Origin of the sequence: Sulfurovum zhangzhouensis (assembly GCF_030347965.1) — a bacterium.
GTDB lineage: Bacteria > Campylobacterota > Campylobacteria > Campylobacterales > Sulfurovaceae > Sulfurovum > Sulfurovum zhangzhouensis.
Genome location: NZ_JAQIBD010000002.1, coordinates 376,096 through 396,049 on the forward strand (window position 1 = coordinate 376,096; position 19,954 = coordinate 396,049).

A 19,954-nucleotide genomic window follows, 5' to 3' on the forward strand; every position below is an offset into this window, starting at 1 on the left:
ATCAAAAAGGAGTGAACTATGAAAAAATTTGCTTTTGGACTTATCATACTATTGATTTTGATTCAATTTTTGCCTATAGGACAAGATCATACAAATCCTGCTATCCAATCTGAACCGCAGTGGGATTCTCCTGAAACAAAACAACTTTTTGACCGCACATGTGCTGATTGCCATTCTCATACCACCAATTGGCCATGGTATAGCAATGTAGCCCCGATCTCCTGGATTATTGCAGACCATGTCAAAGAAGGCCGTGAACATTTTAATATATCAGCATGGGGAGTTCAAAAACATAATGAAGGAAAAGAAGCAGCCGAAGAGTTAGAAAAAGGAGAAATGCCTGTATTTGGCTATACATTTACTCACCCCGAAGCACGTTTAACTAAAGAAGAGAAAGAACGCCTTATTAAAGGTTTAGAAGCTACATTCGGCAGAGAAGAAGAGGAAGAAGATTAAAGATAGAGATCAGAACCTATCACTTTATAGATGATGGGTTCTTCAAATTCATCTTCTATTTTGACCCCTCCAATAATACCGACAGGGTGTCTAGAGAGTTTCGCAGCCGCAAGAAGCTCTTTGCCGCCAACATTAGCTTCCGACTTCGTTTTGGTAGCACGGTAAGCACCCAATCCTATATAATCCAGATCAAGGGTATTCGCTTCTTCGATCTCTGCTTGATTATGTGTAGAGAGCCCTAACTGTTTTGTACCGATCTTCTGGCGTATTTTGGCTACTGCTTTGAACAGATCTTCATCATATTCTCTTATATCTTCTTGACCGATATGCAGCCCGTCAGCAAGATCGATCAATTCTATTGCATCATTGACAATAAGTACTCCAGCATAGTATTCACGAATAAGAATTAGGTCAGATTCTTTCTCTTCTAACGTTCCGTTTTTATTGCGGTATTGAAGAATCGGAATATCGAAATTTTTGAGATGTTCTAAATGGGAGAGTAAAGAGACACCCTTTTGCAGTAGTGTCTCCTTGTCTACGAGCGCGTAGATCTTCGTACAACAGCTTTGAGCCATATCTAGTGATCAACCCGCCTTTTTGTTAAATAGTTTAAAGAGGTCTGAAAGTGTCTGTTTGATATCTTCACGATTTACTACCATATCGATCAATCCATGCTCAAGCAAAAACTCTGCACGTTGGAATCCCTCAGGAAGATCTACACCCACTGTCTGTTTGATTACCCTCTGCCCTGCAAATCCAATCAGTGCATCAGGTTCAGCCATGATGATATCACCCAGCATTGCAAATGATGCTGATACACCACCCATCGTCGGATCTGTCAGAATAGAGATGAATGGTAGACCTTTTTGGTGCAGCCTGTTAAGTGCAGCAGATGTTTTACTCATTTGAAGAAGTGAATAGGTACTCTCTTGCATACGTGCTCCACCTGAAGCAGAAACAATGATAAACCCGCACTCTTTTTCAATCGCTCTGTTGATACAACGTACGATCTTCTCACCCTCTACAGAACCAAGGCTTCCACCCATATATGAAAAGTCAAATACAGCTAGTTCTACTGGCTGGCCATTGATCGTAGCACTTCCGCTTACAACTGAAGATGTTTTACCTGTCTTTGCCTTTGCTTCTTCGATACGTTTCTTATAAGACTTCTTATCTGAGAACTTCAAAGGATCGACTGGCGCCAAATTAGCATCCATCTCCACAAATGATCCTTCATCAACGATCGCTTCAATACGTTTGTCGGCACTGATACGGAAGTGATGATTACACTTCGGACAAACATTCAGCTTTGACTCGACCTCTTTATAGAACATCAAAGAGGTACATTTAGGACACTTTATCCACTGATTGGGTGTCTCTTTTGCGTTCTCATCTTTTTTGAACAGGTTTCCAAACATTGTTTATTCCTCCAATTAAACCGATTGGATTAATCCAACGATCATCTCTACAATATTTTTATCTTTCGATACTATAACATAATCCTCATCAACAACCACTTCAAGACCTTCACAAAGTGCCAATCCTGCAGCAAAATCGTAGATTCGAAACGCACCTATAAAAAGTACAAACTTCACATTATGTGCATAAGCAAGAGAAAGTGCTACTGCACCGGGTGCTCTGAACTTGATCTTTTCTTGATGCAACTTCTCTACCAAAGCACCATTGGTATAGGCTTTTTCAAAGAGTCCTATCTCACTTTTTGGTGTCACTATAAGTGGTTGAAAACTCTCACTAAAAAGTTTTCCTTGCACTGCATCTTTCCCTGCTTCTTTAATGAAGATATCACCATTGGCAAGGTTACAGACCACTGCACTGTCAAGTACGCCCTCTGCATTTATCTTGGCAACGGAACTGCCAAAATATGGAAAATGGGAAAGCGCGTTAGATGTACCGTCAATCGGGTCGATAATGATCTGTTCATCACCCTCCCCGATCAATCCGCTCTCCTCAGATTCAATGACACCAAATGAACCAAGATATTTCACAAAGATCTCTTCAGCAAAAAGATCAAGGTTGGAGCTTATATCACCGCCGGCTCCGACTTCAGTCTTTTCACGCCATGCTATATCAAAGTTTTGCAGTGCAGTAAAAATCTCTTCATTGGCCTTAATTACAGCTTGAATGAATGGAGTCATAAAGTGATACCTTTAGAATTAATCTGTAGAATCTCAAGAAGATAAGAATAAGAGTCTAGCAGGTATGCGCATAAACGCACCCCACTACAATTCAGTACACATATTTAGTGCTGAATTACTCACCTTTCTTTTGTGCCTCAAGTGTCGGCTTTGTACCTCTAGGAACAACCATCCAGAACTTTCTGATCTCTGTTCTGAATTCCTCTAAAATCTCCGTTGCTCTGCGGCTTCCGGTTTTTTCGATGTAGTCTTTAAGAAGATCTTTAAGTTCAAACATCTCAGTATCATACTCATCTGTATCGATACGGAATGCCTCAACTAGCTCAAGGTTTAGCTTCTCATAAAATCCACCGTCAATGTCATAAACAAATGCTTTACCACCTGTCATACCTGCACCGAAGTTAACACCCGTCTTACCAAGGATCGCAACAACACCGCCAGTCATATACTCACATGGGTGGTCACCGGTTCCCTCAACTACAGCTGTTACACCAGAGTTACGTACACCAAAACGCTCACCGACCATACCATTGATATACACAGTACCGCCTGTTGCACCGTAAAGACATGTATTCCCGCCAAGTGCAAAAGGTGCACCTGCAATCTTGTCAGCTGTGATCACGATACGACCACCATTCATACCTTTACCGATATAATCGTTTCCTGCACCTTTGACGTTGATATTGATCCCTTTAGAAAGGAAAGCACCCAGTGACTGACCTGCTGTACCTGTAAGATCAAGATTGATCGTGCCTTCTGGAAGACCTTCATTTCCGTAACGTTTCGCAATCTCACCGGAGATTCTAGTACCGAAACTTCTATTAAGGTTATTGATCTTCTTAGTAAGTGTGATCGGTGTTTCAGGGTTCTCGATCGTTGCAAGTAGCTCTTCAAGGATCGCTTTTTCATACTCATTTTGGTCATACGGTTCATTGAACGGTACTTGACATGTGTCTACACCTTCAACTTTTTCAAGTAGTTTTTCAAACTCAAATTTTTGAGCAAATTCATCATCGATCACCTTGAGAAGCTCTGTCTTACCGATGATCTCTTCAAGCGATCTATATCCAAGGCTTGCAAGAATCTCTCTTACCTCTTCACCTATAAGGTTGAAGTAGTTGATCACTTTTTCAACGTTACCTGAGAATCTCTCTCTTAGTTTAGGATCTTGCGTTGCTACCCCTACTGAACAAGTATTGAGGTGACAGATACGTAACATCATACATCCTACAATTACCAGTGCAGCTGTACCGAATGCATACTCTTCTGCACCAAGGATCGCTGCTTTAACAACATCCATACCTGTTTTAAGTCCACCGTCAGTCTCTACAGTTACCTGACCTCTAAGGTTGTTTGCCTTAAGTGCATTGTGTGCTTCAACCAGACCAAGTTCCCAAGGGTTACCTGCAAACCTGATAGACCCTATTGGTGCTGCACCTGTACCACCGTCAGCACCTGAAATAATGATCTTATCTGCGTATGCTTTAGCAACACCCGCAGCGATCGTACCAACACCTGCAGTTGATACCAATTTTACTGCAACTTTAGCTCTAGGGTTAGCCTGCTTAAGGTCAAAGATCAACTGTGCCAAATCCTCGATAGAGTAAATATCGTGGTGCGGCGGTGGAGAGATCAGTGTTACACCCGGCTTCGTATATCTGAGTCTAGCGATCAATGGTGTTACTTTTGATCCAGGGAGCTGACCACCTTCACCCGGTTTTGCACCTTGTGCTACTTTGATCTGAAGCTCTTCAGCGTTCTGTAGATACTCAGGCGTTACACCAAATCTACCAGAAGCAACCTGCTTGATCTTAGAGACTTTATCCGTACCGTAACGTGCTTCATCTTCACCACCCTCTCCAGAGTTGGATTTACCGCCGATAGTATTCATCGCTACAGCCAATGTCTCATGTGCCTCTTGAGAGATAGATCCCATAGACATCGCTGCAGTTGAGAAACGTTTGAAAATTTCGCTAAGCGGTTCTACCTCATCGATACTGATCGGTGTTCGATCACTTGTAAACTCAAAGAAGTCACGGATAAACTTTTCATGTCTTTCATTAACAAGTTTTTTAACCTCTGCATAATCCTCTTTGCTACCTGTCTCAGCAGCTTTTTGGATCGCACTGATCGTTGTTTTTGAGAAGTCGTGGAACTCTTCACCTTTTCTATACTTGTAGAATCCACCTTTGTAAAGTACATGTCTTTCACCTTCAAATGCATCAGTAAAAGCTCTTTGGTGATTGCTGTTAAGTCTTTCTTCGATATCACTGTATCCAAGCCCTTTAAGCAATCCTCTTGTACCTTTGAAACACTCTTCTATGATCTCTTCACTTAGACCGATAGCATCGAACAATTTAGAGTTTCTATAACTAGAGACCGTTGAGATACCCATTTTTGACATAATTTTGAGTAGACCGCCGCCGATCGCTTTACGTACGACTTTGAATGTAGCTGCAAGCTCTTCACCCTCTTCTTCAACAAGTGTCTCTACTGTATAGTAAAGTAAGTACGGGAAGATCGCTGCTGCACCATAAGCGATCAGACATGCTGCTGAATGAGGATCAAATACTTCTCCGGTTGCCGCAACTACGCTTGTGAGATGTCTTAGTTTACGCTCAAGCAATGTCTGGTTCAAACGACCTACTACCATCAATATCGGCATTACTTTATTGTTAGCAGCCAATCCTCTGTCATCAAGGATGATCGTTCTTACACCGTTATCTCTTACATCTATAATGATTTGTTCGATCAGTGCATCAAGACTTGCTTTAAGATCATGCGTAAACGTAGTCTCATAGTGTCCTGTTTTGTAAGCTGCATCATACTTTGCATTGTTCTCATCTCCAAACTCCTGAAGGATATGGAAACTTTCCGCTGACATGACAGGAAGTACAGTCTTAAGTCTTTTTGCATGTTCAGCATCATCTGAAAGAACGTTTCTTACTTCACCGAAACCTGTATTAAGACTCATTACTGTTTTTTCCCTGATCGGATCGATCGGCGGGTTAGTGACCTGTGCGAACTTTTGCTTGAAGAAGTCTGTAAAGTTTCTTTGCTCTTTTGAGAATGCTGCGATCGGTGCATCGTCACCCATTGAAGCAGTCGGTTCTTTTCCCTCTTCGATCATCGGCTTGATCACTTCTCTGATCAGTTCAAGCGTGTAGTTGAAGTAACGCTGCTTCGCCTCCATCTCTTTTGGCTCACTGTAAGACTTCTCTAATTGAGTATTAGGTACATGTTCTTGAAGATAACTCATGTTCTCTCCAAGCCACTTGTTATATGGGTGCCCAGCCTTGATATACTCATTGATATCTTCATTGTAAAGTACTTTACCGAACTTAAGGTCGATACCCATCATTTCGCCCGATTGAAGTCTTCCACGCTCAACAATCTCCTCTTCAGGAAGCTCTAGAACCCCATACTCTGATGAGATAAGAAGTCTGTTATCAGTTGTTTTGATATACTTGGATGGTCTCAAACCGTTTCTGTCAAGTACACAACCGATATAACGGCCGTCAGTCATACTCACAGCTGCAGGACCGTCCCATGGCTCAAAACATGTACTTGCATACTCATAAAATGCTCTAAGGTCACTATCCATATGCGGTGCATTTTGCCATGGTGCAGGGATAATCGAACGTGCAGCTTTAAAGAAATCTACACCGTTAACACGCAAGAACTCCATGAAGTTATCAAGACTTGCAGAGTCACTCATCCCATCTTGAATAATATCCATCAATCTGCTCATCTCATCATCACTGAACACGTCACTTTTTACTGCATTCATCTTGGCAGCAACGTTAAATCTATTGGCTGTAACAGAGTTGATCTCACCGTTGTGTGCGATCATTCTAAATGGCTGTGCAAGTTTCCACTGTGGCAATGTGTTAGTCGAGAATCTTTGGTGGAAAAGACAAAATGATATCTCAAAATTTTCGTTGGCAAGATCTTGGTAAAACTCTTTGATATGCGTTGGCATCACAAGGCCTTTATACGATACCACTGCTGTAGAGAATGAAGGAATGTAGAAATCTTTATCCTCTTTCAATGCTGCTTCGATCTCTTTACGTGAAAGGTAGATCAAAGCATCAAAACGCTCTTTTGCTACTGCCGACTTAGGTGTTACAAATACCTGTTTCATATCTGGAAGTGTTTCTAGTGCCTGCTTTCCAAGTGCATTTGTATCAACCGGTACCGTACGTGTATAGATCACTTCAAGATCATTGTTCGCACATACTGATTTGATCACATCAAAATTGCTTTCATTTCTTGAAAACACCATTGCTACTGCATACGTTTCAGGAAGCGCTACACCGTCTTTATCTGCCTCTTGTGCAAAAAATGATCGCGGTATAGAAAGCAAAAGACCAGAACCGTCTCCTGTCTTACCGTCTGCTGCAATTGCCCCTCTATGCATCATACGCTCAAGCGCAGTTACAGCATCTTCGAGGTTTTTATGAGAAGGAATATTGTCGATGGATGCCAAAAGTCCAAATCCACAATTGTCCTTAAATGAAGTATATAAGTCTTGCATTGTTCAGCCTTAAAAATTGGTATAAAGAACACGTCACTGTGTTCATAAAATAGGCCCGATTATACAAAAATAGCCGTTAAATATTGTTTAATAACTCCTGCATTACCTTCCGCTGGGCTGTTGTTTAATACTGTTTGCATTATAATTTACCGAAATATCTAAAAAATCTAAAGAAGGAACTGCCATTAAAGGTTTTATACTGGGTGTAAAAAAAGCCAAGAACGAAGACTCGATCGCAGTTGTCTTAAGTGAAGAGCATATCCGGTCATATTACCGTTTTTTCGGTGCAAGACATTCTATCTTACAGCTTGGAAATCTGGTGGATTTTGAAGTCGACGGTGAGGATGGCAGATTTCTTCCCCGTATACGTTCTCTCTCTCATATCGGTTTTCCTTGGCTCTTTGATAAAAACAGACTGCTGCTTTGGCATAATTTCATCCGACTTTTTGAACCGCACCTCAAAGATGCTGAAGAGATAGAGAGTTTTTATTTCGATCTATTGCTGGATGCTGCCAAAAGATGGCATAAACAGAATCCCAAACGTATAGTCTGTGAAAGCTATATCAAATTGCTGGACTATGAAGGACGCATTCATCATGATGAACAATGCTACATCTGTGAAACGCCTATAGATAAACACATCTCATTGATGCAATCATTCATTCCCGCACATCCCGAATGTCTCTATAGTGCTTCACTGCCAAAAGAAAAAGTATTTGAGTTTTTTGAAAGCCGGAAGACAGTTTTTTTGGAAGATAATGAAGTTGACTACCTCTATGAGATAGTCATGAAAGGGCTCTAAAAAACTTTTAGAGTTTCTTCAAAAACTCTGTTTTAAGATAGATCATTGTTCCGTTAACACGTCCCTGAATATGCGTCGGATCATCAAATACCATACGGATATTTTTTACTGTAGTTCCCTGTTTGGCCGTAAAGCCGGCACCTTTTACAGGAAGGTCTTTAATGATACTGACACTGTCCCCTTCCTCAAGCAATGTACCGTTTGAATCTCTTACCTCCGGTTGGTTTCCCTCTTCCAACCCGGCATCTGCCCACTCTTGTACTGACGGGTCAAGATAAAGCATATCAAGCATATCCTGTGGCCATCCCTCACTTGAAATCTGTTTGAGGATACGGTATGCCATAGCTTGAACTGCAGGTTCCGGACTCCACATTGTATCATTCAGACAGTGCCAGTGATTAACATTTTCCATTGGATTGGCTACTAATGATCGACATGTATCACAAAGTAAAATAGACTGTTCTGCACTCCCATCTGAAGGCTCAACCTGATAGACAGCCAGTTCATCCGTTGCCCCACACAACTCACACTTTTCACCACTGCGATCTTTGAGTATATTTTCGATAGCCTTCATCATGTACCCCCTTGAATTACTTTTAATTATATTCTATCAGAATGCTACTTCAAAACTCTAAGGCGTCCTTTCAATCCCAATGTTGTCGTATATCCAACATCAGTAAACTTCAACTCCCCTTTGGAATCAAAGAAAAATGTCGTGGGAAAAACTTCTACATTAAAAATACCGGCCCACTTACCCTGTACATCATTAAGTACACGAAAGTGATAACCGTTTTGTGTCATATATTCAGATAACAGATCATTTGAACCAGAATTCACGGCGACACTCAGTACCTCATACTCCTCTGAAATCTTCTGGATATTGGAAGCCTCAGCTTTACATGTAGGACACCAAGTCGCCCAGAAATGTACGACCAGAGGTTTACCCTCTATCGCTTTACTCTTAAACACACTACCGTCTATCAATGTTGCTTCTATCTGTGGCAATGTGCTGTTTTTCAGTTCAGGACTGCGTAGATAACTAATGACGTTACTGATCACAAAGAGTGACACTGCAAATATCACTATCTCTTTGAGTAATTTTTTCATGTTCGGCTTCATCATTTCAACTTTTCCATATCTATTTTACATCTCTTTATGTAGTTTAAAATCGGTAAAAACCTGTTTCCCTATTTTATGATAAGTAGCTTGATTTTTAATATGGAGAATCAATAATATTCATACTGAATCAAGACTGTAATTGTAAACTTACAATCCCGATCAGTATTAAAACAATGGATAGTATCTTTTTAAAGTGAAGTTCCACTCCCATATAAAAGTACTCTATAAACACTAAAGCTGTGATCCCTATGGCACACCATACTGCATATGCTACACTTACAGGCAATACTTTCATCGATTTAGAGAGAAGCAGAAAACTGCAAAGAACCAGGACAATAGTAAGAACTGTAGGTAAAGGTTTCGTAAAACCTTCGCTGAATTTCAGCCCCATTGCCCATAAAGCTTCAAGCAATCCTGCAACAACAAGATAGACCCATGCCAGTGCAGTTACTGACATATAAAGTGTCTCCAGCTTTTAAGATCGCTTATCTCTTTTGCGTCTTTTACAAAGTCAGCTTCACATAAAAACCCGTAAACACCACTTCCATCTTCCAAATATACGGTTCCGATTCCAAGAGGTGAAGCGATCTGCTTCATAAACTTTCCAAAGCTCCCCACAGGCATTGACCACACTTCAAGCTCAATTTGGGTATCACTTGTGCTGTCATAGATCATTCCGGGACGGATCGGATCTTTGTTTTCCAGCACGAACAGCCTATACCCTTTTTTTGTCCTTGTTTTTTGGACGAGTTTGGCATCAAGATCGGTTAATTGCCAGTTTAAAGGCAACCCTTCCATATGTGCACCGCAAACACCGACTAATATTTCATTCTCTTTCATTTTAGACACCTAAATATTTTGAAGAGTAATCCAGGATTTTCCCTTCTTCAAATTTATCAGCAACAATTGTTACACCAAAAGGCAGACCATTCTCCCTGAAACCTGCAGGAACTGCTATAGCACAAAGATCAAGAAGGTTCATAAAATTGGTATAGTATCCAAGGTTGGTATTTAGCTGTATCGGATCAGCATTCACCTCTTCTATCTTATAGATCGTTCCAGTTGTTGGAGTCAGGACAAAATCATATTCATTGAATATAGTGTCCATGATTTTTCTATTTTTCTTCAATGTGTATTCAGACTCAAAATAGTTGATCGCATCTATCTTGTCTCCACCGGATATGATGGTTCTTACTGTTTCATTTACTACTTCGGGAGTCTTTGTGATAGTATCTTTTATGGCGATATATCTCTCAGCTACCCATGGACCGCTATAAAGAAGATTTGCACTCTCATCAAAAGGGGTATAATCTATCTCTACAGCTTTCCCGCCTAACGATTCAAATTTTTTTACAGCCTCTTCAAAGAGTTTTTGCGCTTGATCATCACCAAAGAATTTCAAGTGCTCCTTTTTAGGGATAGCAAATGTGAAACTCTCTTTTGATTTTTCTTCTGTAGGAGTATATACTCTGCTGTAGATATCCTTTTGGTCATATTCATTCATTATCTCAAATACTGTTTTGATATCAGAAAGTTCTTTAGTAAAAACAGTAACACAGTCTAGACTTCTACAAGCCGGAACCACACCACTGGTACTTACAACACCTTTACTTGCTTTTAGACCGATCAGGTTGTTAAATGCGGCAGGAACCCTTCCCGATCCAGCCGTATCTGTTCCAAGCGAGAAAACTGCCATATCCAGCGCGATACTGATAGCACTTCCAGAGCTCGAACCGCCCGAGATATACTCTGGATTTATGCTGTTTTTACAGGCACCGTAAGGAGAGCGGGTACCGACAAGGCCCGTAGCGAACTGATCAAGATTTGTCTTACCCACAGGGATTGCCCCGGCTTCGATGAGCTGTTCAACGACGAACGCTGAACACTCCGGCGTATAAGCAAACTCGGGACAGGCTGCTGTTGTCGGTATGCCTGCAAGGTCAATGTTGTCCTTAATAGAAAATGGGATGCCATAAAGCGGCAATGAATCAATATCAACACCTTCTAGACGCACAAAATATGGCTCGAGCTCTTCATCGCTAAGGACGTAGAGATAGATCGGATTGTCGGCATGCTCGGTAATACGCACTTTGATCTGAGCGATCACATCGCGTGGTGTAATTACTTTATTTTTATAGTCATTTAGTAGTTGTGAAATAGTCATAATCTATCCTTTTTATATAGTCGTTTCTACTGCAGGTACGTCGTCGTCTTTGGTACGCAGTGCTTCTATGAATGCTGCTGTCAGGATCAGTAAGCCGCCGAGTATTTCAACGGGACTCATCGTCTCCCCCGCAATGATAGTCGCAGAGATAACAGCAGTGATCAGCTCCATGATGATAATGATCGAAGAACGTCCAGCTTCCATATGTGTAACGCCCCACTGAGAACCGATATTTGCTGCAAGCAGCCAGATAAGCGCATAAAGTGCAAGTGCAAACCAGGTATCTGTTGAGACGTGCCCTGGTATTGGTTCAACATTGCCTGCGATCAGTATGGCAGCGAGAGTGAAACAGCCGTAAAACATCGCAGTGATCTTTGATGCTACCGGAACAGCCTGTGCTGCCCGGAAAACGAGATTGTTCATGGCAAAAAAAAGTCCTGAGAACAAAGCGATCAGATCAATCCATGACGGTGCACCGCCAAGAGCATCAAAGCCACCTAAAATAAGGAAAGCCCCGCTGATAGCCAGACCCACGCCAAGCCAGCGCCATCGGTCGATCTCCTCTTTTAAAAAAAACTTTCCGCCTAATACGCCCCAGACCGGAAGCAAATAAAACAGTACCATGACACGGATCACCTCACCGTTGATCAGAGCATAGGTGAAAGCAAGATTGGCACCGCCTCCAAGTACAAAAATAAGCCCCATCGCTTTCTTATGTTCACGCCAGATGGATGCTTGTTTCAGTAGCAACGGTGTAAGTGTCAATGCTAAAATGCCATAAGCACCCAGGGTCAAGGCGATGCCGTCGATACCCATACCATTGATAGTTTTAAGTGGCAGCCATGAAAGACCCCATAGTATGGAAGCACCCAGCAATACGATAACAGGAAGGCGTGAACTCATAAGGCATCCTTGGTCATATAGTTTTCAAAATGTTCAACTTCTGTTGTACACATCCAGCAGTTGATCTCCCATAGATCGGCTACAGGTGCTTGTGTAAAGGGCAGTGTGTGCAGGTAGCCGTCCGGACCGAATTCCGGAGTCATCGTACTGACTTCAAAACCGCGCCCGTACTGAGCCTCCCAGAAACGCTCCCAGCATTGTTGATGGGCTTTCAGGGCATACGCATACTCGGGTGCAGCAGGATGCGGTACCTGCGGTCCCTGATCATAGCCCACCCGTGCATGGATATGACGGACATTTGGGGCGATCGCTTCAATCGTTTCAATCTCCGTGTCCATCTGCCGTTCACAGACAACGCACCAATGGCTTATATCTGCCGTCAGAGAGATCTGCGGCAGCATCTGCACGATACGGCGGGTTACCCACGGATTGAACAATGAACGGCTGCGGTGTGTCTCAAAACTGATCTCAAGATTGTAACGTTCTGCCAATTTCATTCCTTCTTTGAAAAAATGCAGGCTCTCTTCCTCATTCCAGGCATCCAGTCCGCCAATGCAGGTAACAAAAAGTGGTTCGAGTCCCGCACTGCGGCTGAGGATCGCTTCAAGATCATTTAAATGACCTTGTACATCCAAATCCCGTCGAGGGACATAATCGCCTCCTGTCACTGCTTCAGCGATATAAAGCAGGCCATGCTTTTCAAGACATGCTTTCCAGTATGTACGTTCATCAGATGATATCGGTGCAGACCCTTCGATACCGTCAAATCCGGCTGCTTTGGCTTCCTGACAGGCGATCTCGAAGTCTCCTTCATATCCCCACATCGTCTTAAAACATTGTAGTCTCATCGCAGTATCTACTCCAGTGGTTCGATCACGAAGAGCAACTTACCGGCATGTACATTTTCACCCTCGTGGCAGAGCATCTTGACAATCTTGCCTGCCTCTGGAGCTTCGATGTCTACTTCCATCTTCATAGATTCGGAGATAGCAAGCACCTCGCCTTCTTCAACAATATCGCCAAGTTTGACCATCACCTTCCAGAGGCTTCCCTGTACAGGAGACTCAACAGCTTCTTCATTTTCACCAATCTCGATCACTTCCATCGTTTCGGCTTTGACTTCGCCGCTCTCAGAAGTAAAGTTCGCCAGACCAGTACGTTCCCACATCGCACGCTCTTCATCAAAAGCATTCTGCTGGGTTGTTTTGAAAGCTTTAATGCTTTCTTCATTTTTTTCAAGGAAATCTTTATATTCCTTGAGGCTGAACGTTGTCTCCTCAACTTTTAGCTTCATACGGCCGCGCGGGAAATCCTCACGCATCTGGTGCAGTTCTTCGGCACTGACCTCGTAGAATTTGATCTGGTCGAAGAAGCGCAATAGCCACGGCTTGTCCTCTTTGAAATCCTGTGTCTGGCGGTGACGGTTCCACATCTGTACCGTACGGCCGACGAACTGGTATCCACCTGGGCCTTCCATTCCATACACACACATATACGCACCACCGATACCAACGGCGTTTTCAGGAGTCCATGTACGTGCCGGATTATACTTGGTCGTGACCAGACGGTGGCGAGGATCAAGCGGTGTTGCAACCGGAGCACCAAGGTAAACATCACCCAACCCCATAACAAGGTAGTTTGCGCCAAAGACGATCTTTTTAACCTCGTCAATGGAGTCCAAACCGTTAATACGGCGGATGAACTCGATATTGCTTGGACACCAAGGTGCATCTGGGCGTACTGTCTTCATATACTTGTCGATAGCGACACGCGTTGATTCATCATCCCATGAAAGCGGCAGGTGTACGATACGCGCCGGTACCTCAATATCATCAATGGCCGGCAGGGTAAGTTCGATCTCTTTGAGACGCTCGATCAGTGCCGCACGCTCACACACTTTCGGATCAAAGTGAACCTGCAGTGAGCGAATACCCGGTGTGATGTCGGTGACACCCTTTACCGCAGCTTTTTTCATTGCCTCCATAAGCACATGAACACGGAAGCGCAGCTCAATGTCTAGCTGCATCTCACCGTATTCTACTAGAAGGTTCGCATCCCCCGACTGCCGGATTACCATGGCTGGAAGCTCACCTTTTGCCTCATCGGCAAAGAGGATCGGTGAACCGATGGGTTTTGGGTCAAGGAAAGGACGCTCATCGTAAGTAGCCAGTTTAGCGATCGCCTCTTCCTGTACTTTAAGCATTGCCATTGCCGTATCATGTTCTACCGGAACGAACTTCACTTTATCACCCGCACGCAGCTGCCCCATCTTCCATAGTTCTGCACTTACGATAGTTACCGGACAGACAAAACCACCTAAGCTTGGTCCATCCGGGCCAAGGATAACCGGCATGTCACCTGTAAAATCCACTGCACCGATCGCATAGGCATTGTCATGGATGTTGGAAGGGTGAAGCCCTGCTTCACCACCATCCGTACGTGCCCATTGAGGTTTTGGCCCGATAAGACGGATACCGGTACGGTTAGAGTTGTAGTGGATCTCCCACTCTGTTGCAAAGAAGGTCTTGATATCATCATCGGTGAAGAAATCCGGTGCACCATGCGGTCCGTAAAGTACACCGATCTCCCAGCAGTTTTCAAAGCTGTGGCGCGGTGTAGCCGGTACCTCTGCGATATTGCCGTCGATCATTTTGTCGATATGCAGTACGTCACCAGGTACGAGGGTACGTCCTGCATGACCTCCGAACTGTCCAAGAGTAAAGGTTGAGCGGCTGCCAAGGTACTCAGGTACATCAAATCCGCCTCGTACGGCAAGATAGGTTCTGAACCCTTCATTGTGCACCTTCTTGAGCTTAAGCACACTTCCCGCCTTGATAAGTAGAGCTTCGTTCATACCTACAGGTTCATTATCGATGAAGGCATCGATCTGCGCACCGCAAAGTGCGACAACGCTGTCGGTATTGAAGCGCAGTGTCGGTCCGGCAATAGCGATCTCAAGTCCCGCCGCTTTTTCGTCATTACCGACAAGGCGGTTGGCATATCGGAAGCTGAAACTGTCAAACGGTCCTGAAGGTGGAACACCGATATCCCAATAACCGCTGCGTCCAGGGAAGTCCTGGATAGTCGTCTGAGTCCCCGGACGAAGGACGTCGATACTGTTTGGTGTAAAGCTGAACCCATCAAGGTATTTTGTCGTCTGCTTCCCCTCTTTAAAGACGTTAGAAGCTACGATAGCACCAAGGTAACGCAGGTTCGTCTCGATACCGTCGATACGTGTCTCAGTGATAGCCCTAGCTATCTTGTCAAGTGCGTCATTACGGTCACTACCTTTTACGATAAGTTTTGCGATCATCGGGTCATAGAATGAGGAGACGCTAAGGCCCGTCTCGATAAAGGTATCACAACGTATATCGTCAGCGAAATCTACGTTGGTCAATACACCTGAGCTCGGCTGGAAGTTTTTCATCGGATCTTCTGCGTAGACACGTACCTGGATAGAGTGGCCTTTAGGTGCATGGACGTAGTCGTAAAGAGCGGTATTTTCACCATAAGCCGTACGGATCATCCACTCGACAAGGTCTACACCGGTCACCTCTTCAGTGATCCCGTGTTCAACCTGCAGACGAGTGTTCACCTCGAGGAAATAGAATTCACCGCTATCTGTGTCGTAAACGAACTCGACCGTTCCTGCCGAACGGTAAGAGACCGATGCAGTAAGATCTTTTGCTGCCTTGTAGAGTGCTTCTCTGATCTCACTAGAGATCAGAGGGGCCGGAGTCTCCTCGATCACCTTTTGGTTACGACGCTGGACGGAACAATCGCGATCGCCTAGTGTTGCAACGAAACCTTCACCGTCACCGAATACCTGTACTTCGATGTGACGCGCTTTTGCGACATATTTTTCCAGGAACATTCCACTGTCAGAGAAGTTGTTCTCACTAAGACGCTTGACAGAGTCATAAGCACTTAAGAGCTGTGCCTCGTTAAAACAAAGCTGCATCCCGATACCACCACCGCCTGCAGTACTTTTGAGCATCACCGGATAACCGATGCGTTTTGCTTCGCTTTTGGCATCATCAAGGTCGCTAAGCAGTGATGAACCCGGGAGAAGCGGCACGCCATTGTGTTCTGCAAGTGAGCGTGCTGTGTGTTTGAGACCGAACTGTTCCATGTGTTCCGGACGCGGGCCAATAAAGGCAATCCCCGCTTCTTCACAGGCGCGGGCAAACGCCGCATTTTCACTTAAAAAGCCATAACCAGGATGGATCGCTTCGGCCCCGCTTTGTTTGGCAATGTCGAGGATCTTTGCAGCATCGAGGTAGCTCTCGCTTGCTACACCGTGGCCGATATAGTAGGCCTCATCAGCAAGACTGACATGTAATGAATCGGTATCAGCACCGGTGTAAACTGCAACAGAGCCTATGCCCATTTTTTTAAGAGTACGGATAACGCGGCAGGCAATCTCCCCGCGGTTGGCAATCAATACTTTGCTAAACATTCTATTTCCTTCATTCTTCAGAGTTGTTCCGGGCCGTCCCGGTCGCCAGGGTGCCGAAGGTCGTCCTACGGCACTGGAAGATATATTCTTCCTTCTTATTCAAACCATTTAGGAAAGCAGTTCTTGCTTTCGAAAAAACGCATATCGTGATTTGGCCAAAGCTCCGCACCTGTCTCAAAGGAGAGGTTTTTAAGCTTCTTGATACTTGCTATGGCCATCGCTTCATCATCATGCCAGCACAGACCCGGTGCGATCTCCTTTTCCAGATTTTCGCTCAGATCTGCCGCATCGCCACAGAGAAGGATAGGTGAGCCTTTGGGCATTTCGATCAGCATAGACATATGCCCGGCGGTATGTCCGGGAGTTTCGACAGCACGTACACCAGGGACGAGGTCATATTCACCCTTGTAGATACGCCAGTTGACGGGACAGTCAAAGTCCTCTTTAAAATAAGCTGCATCGGCAGGTTCACGGGAAGCTTCAAACTCCTTTTCATGCACATGCACCTCGGCTCCACAGAACTCACAGACCCCGCCAGCATGATCAAAGTGCAAGTGTCCGCAGAAGACAACATCGATGTCCTCTTTTTGCAGTCCCAGCTCTACCAGACGATTGGGGAGGCGCTGCTCCTCTGTCATCTGCGGCGGGCCGAAAGGGAAATCCTCGTTTTCATAGAACTTCTTACGCTTTACCTCATCGGCGATCTTAGAGTAGTCGCACCCCACATCATAAAGGATACGTCCGTTGGCCGTTTCGATAAGATAAGCCAGGATCGGTGCGTTAATGATGATACCTTTGCCGTGACCTCGGGTAGACAGTGTCTTCTCATAGCGGTGGGTTCCAGTAAGGATGGGCCAAAATTTCTTAACCTGTGTCATCTTTTCTCCTTAATGTGCCGTCAGGAACGAAACACCTGCAACACCGATAAAGTCTCTGCCTTGATGAACATCGATATCTGTTGCATCCGAATTTATCACCCGTTGCATTCGATAACGGTGGTAGCTTTTCAGCAGGTTGACAAAGGAAAGTACCTGTGTCTCATCGTTGCCATAGAGCTTTTTATGGAGGGCAGGCAGGCGGTACCAGGGCTGCATCTGTTTGTCGTGGTGAACGTTGTGATACGAAAAATTCAGTACCAAAAGGTTTAGCCACGGATATTTAAGTGACAGTACATTGGAAAAGGTATTGCGTTTTTCAAATGCACTGTCATACTGTTTGACTTCATCGCCGCTGGGCTGATCCAGTGTCTCGTACAGATCATAGGTGTGCTGATGTACGTCCATGAAACGCATCACTGTCAAAAAAAGCATATAGGCAACAGGATAAAGTACCAACACCTTAAGCGAGATACTAGCCAGTACCGCAAAAAATGCAATGCGCAGTATCAAGACAATGATAATGCGTGATCGTAGCGCTTTACGGCTCTCTTTGACAAACGGAAGCACAAGTACCAGTCCATGCATCATGATCTCCAATGCCGGAATGTAAAACCACTCCAGAAAATTGATGAGCTTCAGTGTCTTTGGATACTTCTTCAGGCGGGTACGAAAGTCAAACGAGACAATGTCCGCACGGTCCATATGGTGACGCACATGTTTGTGCTGAACAGCCTTGTAATCACTATAGGAAGCACCACACAACCAAAGCAGCAATTCACCGAAAAGCTGGTTATGACGGCTCTTTTTAAAAAGCGACTCATGAGCGCATTCATGCACAAAATAAGCTGCGATCACCATAGAGTGTGCTAAAAAAAGAACACCGAGGACATTGAGCCATAAGGCATCGGCCAGAAGTGCGGCAAACCCGAAGATATACGCTGAAAACATATAGCCCCATGCCAGAAGGTTGGGAAGCAATGCATCATCAAATCTAAAGAGTTTAGCGGCCGTTTTCATTGTCTTAGTCTTCCCAAATAACCATCTGAATAGGTGATGGATCGTAAGCATTACACGGGTTGTTCAACTGCGGACAGTTGGATACCAGCACCAATGTGTCCATCTCTGCTCTCATATCGACGTAGTCGCCAGGCTTAGAAATACCGTCTACAATAGCCAGGTGACCATCTTCCTCAACGGGCACGTTCATAAAAAAGTTGATGTTGTTAGTAAGGTCTCTTGGATCCATCTCCAACTCACCGATCTCAAACAGATAGTTATCACGGCAGCTGTGCATATATTTCGTATCATGAGAATATCGCACTGTGTTACTTTCCGCGCTACAGTGACCTCCCAAGGTATCGTGATTACCACAGGTATCTGCAGTGATTTCCATCATGACATTGTCATCAGTGGAGATAAGCTTCGTTCCTGTTGTGACAAAGATGCTTCCCTGTTCTCTTACGGTATCATTGGCAGAGTAACGCTCTTCATGGTCATTGGCATTGTAAAAAAGCGTATCAACTGCCTGGCACCCTTTAAGATCGATGATACGCAACGTCTGACCTTTTTTAACTACATGGCTCCAAGGCACACCTGCCGCGATCTTTTCATTATAGATTGCTGTTGAAATATCTCTACTCATCATTGTCTCCTTATGCAAAATAGCGTGCGTTGTTGATGAAAGCGCGCTTTGATTGTGGGCTGAAGTTCACGCAGAGGTCATCTTCTGTAACAGGATCTGCCTTGTGAAGTGTCAGCTGGACATTGCTCGGGTTGTACTCGCCCTCTTCCATGACATGCGGTGTGTTTGACAGAACAAGCAGTACGTTCATCTCTGCACGCAGTTCGATGTAGCTTCCCGGTTTAGGACGTTGTGATGAGAGTTCTAGTCTGCTTCCCTCTTTGACATCCACTTTTCTAAAGAAGTTAATGGCAGGGATCATATCACGTTTACCCATACCGTATTTTCCAAGTTCAACCAGAAAGTTCTCTCTGTCACTTTTGTAGTAACGGTTACGAATATGCTCGAAGTCTCCTTCACCGAAACGCTCTTTGATGATGCGGGGGTTGCTTATCCCGGCAATGGCATCGAACAGCCCATCTGTCGTATCTTCCGTGATCGAAAAAAGCACGCGGCCCAGTTCCGAATAAAGCACTCTTCCTTTACCAAAATAGGCGTTGTATTGGATCTTTACCGTGTCGGCCGAATTAAAACGTTCAGCTGTGTTGTCTGCATTGTAAAACATTGCCGAAAGAGAGCCCAAGCCATCTTCTGTCGTAATACGCAGTTTGTCACCGCGTTTGATGATCTTCGACCAGCGTGCCCCGCCCGGGAGCACTTCGTCAAGAATAATTGAATCAAGTTTCAAATTTTTGTGTTCAGTTATCACTTTTTGTCCTTCATAGTTATTTCGGGCCGTCCCGGTTGTCAGGATGCCGTAAGTCGTCCAACGGCACTGGAAGATGTGTTCTTCCCTATC

Annotated in this window: 18 protein-coding genes; 2 read left to right on the forward strand and 16 right to left on the reverse strand. The window is 44.4% G+C overall.

Annotated features, from left to right (window positions below):
- Positions 1 to 18: 18 nt before the first annotated feature.
- Complete coding sequence (locus PGH07_RS07090) at positions 19 to 456, forward strand: heme-binding domain-containing protein (RefSeq protein ID WP_289413670.1); 438 nt, start codon at positions 19 to 21, stop codon at positions 454 to 456.
- Here the strand turns inward: PGH07_RS07090 and PGH07_RS07095 are convergent.
- The 4 genes from PGH07_RS07095 to gltB all read right to left on the reverse strand — a co-directional run bounded on the left by PGH07_RS07095 (position 453) and on the right by gltB (position 7,149).
- Positions 453 to 1,031 carry a thiamine phosphate synthase gene (locus tag PGH07_RS07095; protein WP_289413671.1) on the reverse strand — a complete coding sequence of 193 codons (579 nt, stop codon included), beginning with the start codon at positions 1,029 to 1,031 and terminating at the stop codon, positions 453 to 455. The two genes, PGH07_RS07090 and PGH07_RS07095, sit on opposite strands and share 4 nt — an antisense overlap.
- Positions 1,032 to 1,040: 9 nt before the next feature.
- Positions 1,041 to 1,874 (reverse strand): acetyl-CoA carboxylase, carboxyltransferase subunit beta, encoded by an 834-nt coding sequence (accD, locus tag PGH07_RS07100; RefSeq protein ID WP_289413672.1) that lies wholly within the window; start codon positions 1,872 to 1,874, stop codon positions 1,041 to 1,043.
- Between the two features lie 15 nt (positions 1,875 to 1,889).
- Entirely contained in the window at positions 1,890 to 2,612 is a 723-nt protein-coding gene (locus PGH07_RS07105; protein WP_289413674.1) for an inositol monophosphatase family protein, read from the reverse strand.
- 115 nt (positions 2,613 to 2,727) lie between these two features.
- Complete coding sequence (gene gltB, locus PGH07_RS07110) at positions 2,728 to 7,149, reverse strand: glutamate synthase large subunit (RefSeq protein WP_289413675.1); 4,422 nt, start codon at positions 7,147 to 7,149, stop codon at positions 2,728 to 2,730.
- A gap of 199 nt (positions 7,150 to 7,348) precedes the next feature.
- On the opposite strand from gltB, the gene recO reads away from it, so the two are divergent.
- Positions 7,349 to 7,951: a recombination protein RecO gene (gene recO, locus PGH07_RS07115; RefSeq protein ID WP_289413928.1), complete on the forward strand. Its 603-nt coding sequence runs from the start codon at positions 7,349 to 7,351 to the stop codon at positions 7,949 to 7,951.
- 7 nt (positions 7,952 to 7,958) lie between these two features.
- On the opposite strand, the gene PGH07_RS07120 is transcribed toward recO, so the two are convergent.
- The 12 genes from PGH07_RS07120 to PGH07_RS07175 form a co-directional block, all read right to left on the reverse strand.
- Positions 7,959 to 8,525, reverse strand: coding sequence for a PhnA domain-containing protein (locus PGH07_RS07120; RefSeq protein ID WP_289413676.1), 567 nt, complete (start codon positions 8,523 to 8,525; stop codon positions 7,959 to 7,961).
- Between the two features lie 44 nt (positions 8,526 to 8,569).
- Positions 8,570 to 9,073 carry a protein disulfide oxidoreductase gene (locus PGH07_RS07125; protein ID WP_289413677.1) on the reverse strand — a complete coding sequence of 168 codons (504 nt, stop codon included), beginning with the start codon at positions 9,071 to 9,073 and terminating at the stop codon, positions 8,570 to 8,572.
- 124 nt (positions 9,074 to 9,197) lie between these two features.
- A complete protein-coding gene (locus PGH07_RS07130) occupies positions 9,198 to 9,527 on the reverse strand; it encodes a DMT family transporter (RefSeq protein WP_289413678.1) in 330 nt (109 codons plus the stop codon).
- Entirely contained in the window at positions 9,518 to 9,910 is a 393-nt protein-coding gene (locus PGH07_RS07135) for an allophanate hydrolase-related protein (protein ID WP_289413679.1), read from the reverse strand. The genes PGH07_RS07130 and PGH07_RS07135 overlap by 10 nt, the downstream gene beginning before the upstream one ends.
- A 1-nt stretch (position 9,911) precedes the next feature.
- Positions 9,912 to 11,234 carry an allophanate hydrolase gene (gene atzF / locus PGH07_RS07140; protein WP_289413681.1) on the reverse strand — a complete coding sequence of 441 codons (1,323 nt, stop codon included), beginning with the start codon at positions 11,232 to 11,234 and terminating at the stop codon, positions 9,912 to 9,914.
- Between the two features lie 12 nt (positions 11,235 to 11,246).
- Positions 11,247 to 12,137: a DMT family transporter gene (locus PGH07_RS07145; RefSeq protein WP_289413682.1), complete on the reverse strand. Its 891-nt coding sequence runs from the start codon at positions 12,135 to 12,137 to the stop codon at positions 11,247 to 11,249.
- Positions 12,134 to 12,985: a sugar phosphate isomerase/epimerase family protein gene (locus PGH07_RS07150; protein WP_289413683.1), complete on the reverse strand. Its 852-nt coding sequence runs from the start codon at positions 12,983 to 12,985 to the stop codon at positions 12,134 to 12,136. The genes PGH07_RS07145 and PGH07_RS07150 overlap by 4 nt, the downstream gene beginning before the upstream one ends.
- Positions 12,986 to 12,993: 8 nt before the next feature.
- A complete protein-coding gene (gene uca, locus PGH07_RS07155) occupies positions 12,994 to 16,596 on the reverse strand; it encodes an urea carboxylase (protein ID WP_289413685.1) in 3,603 nt (1,200 codons plus the stop codon).
- A gap of 95 nt (positions 16,597 to 16,691) precedes the next feature.
- Complete coding sequence (locus tag PGH07_RS07160) at positions 16,692 to 17,474, reverse strand: N-acyl homoserine lactonase family protein (protein ID WP_289413686.1); 783 nt, start codon at positions 17,472 to 17,474, stop codon at positions 16,692 to 16,694.
- A 9-nt stretch (positions 17,475 to 17,483) separates the two neighbouring features.
- Positions 17,484 to 18,491, reverse strand: a complete 1,008-nt coding sequence (locus PGH07_RS07165) for a fatty acid desaturase family protein (protein WP_289413687.1) — start codon at positions 18,489 to 18,491, stop codon at positions 17,484 to 17,486.
- 4 nt (positions 18,492 to 18,495) lie between these two features.
- Positions 18,496 to 19,116, reverse strand: coding sequence for an urea amidolyase associated protein UAAP2 (locus PGH07_RS07170; protein WP_289413688.1), 621 nt, complete (start codon positions 19,114 to 19,116; stop codon positions 18,496 to 18,498).
- A 10-nt stretch (positions 19,117 to 19,126) separates the two neighbouring features.
- Positions 19,127 to 19,864: an urea amidolyase associated protein UAAP1 gene (locus PGH07_RS07175; protein ID WP_289413689.1), complete on the reverse strand. Its 738-nt coding sequence runs from the start codon at positions 19,862 to 19,864 to the stop codon at positions 19,127 to 19,129.
- Positions 19,865 to 19,954: the final 90 nt, after the last annotated feature.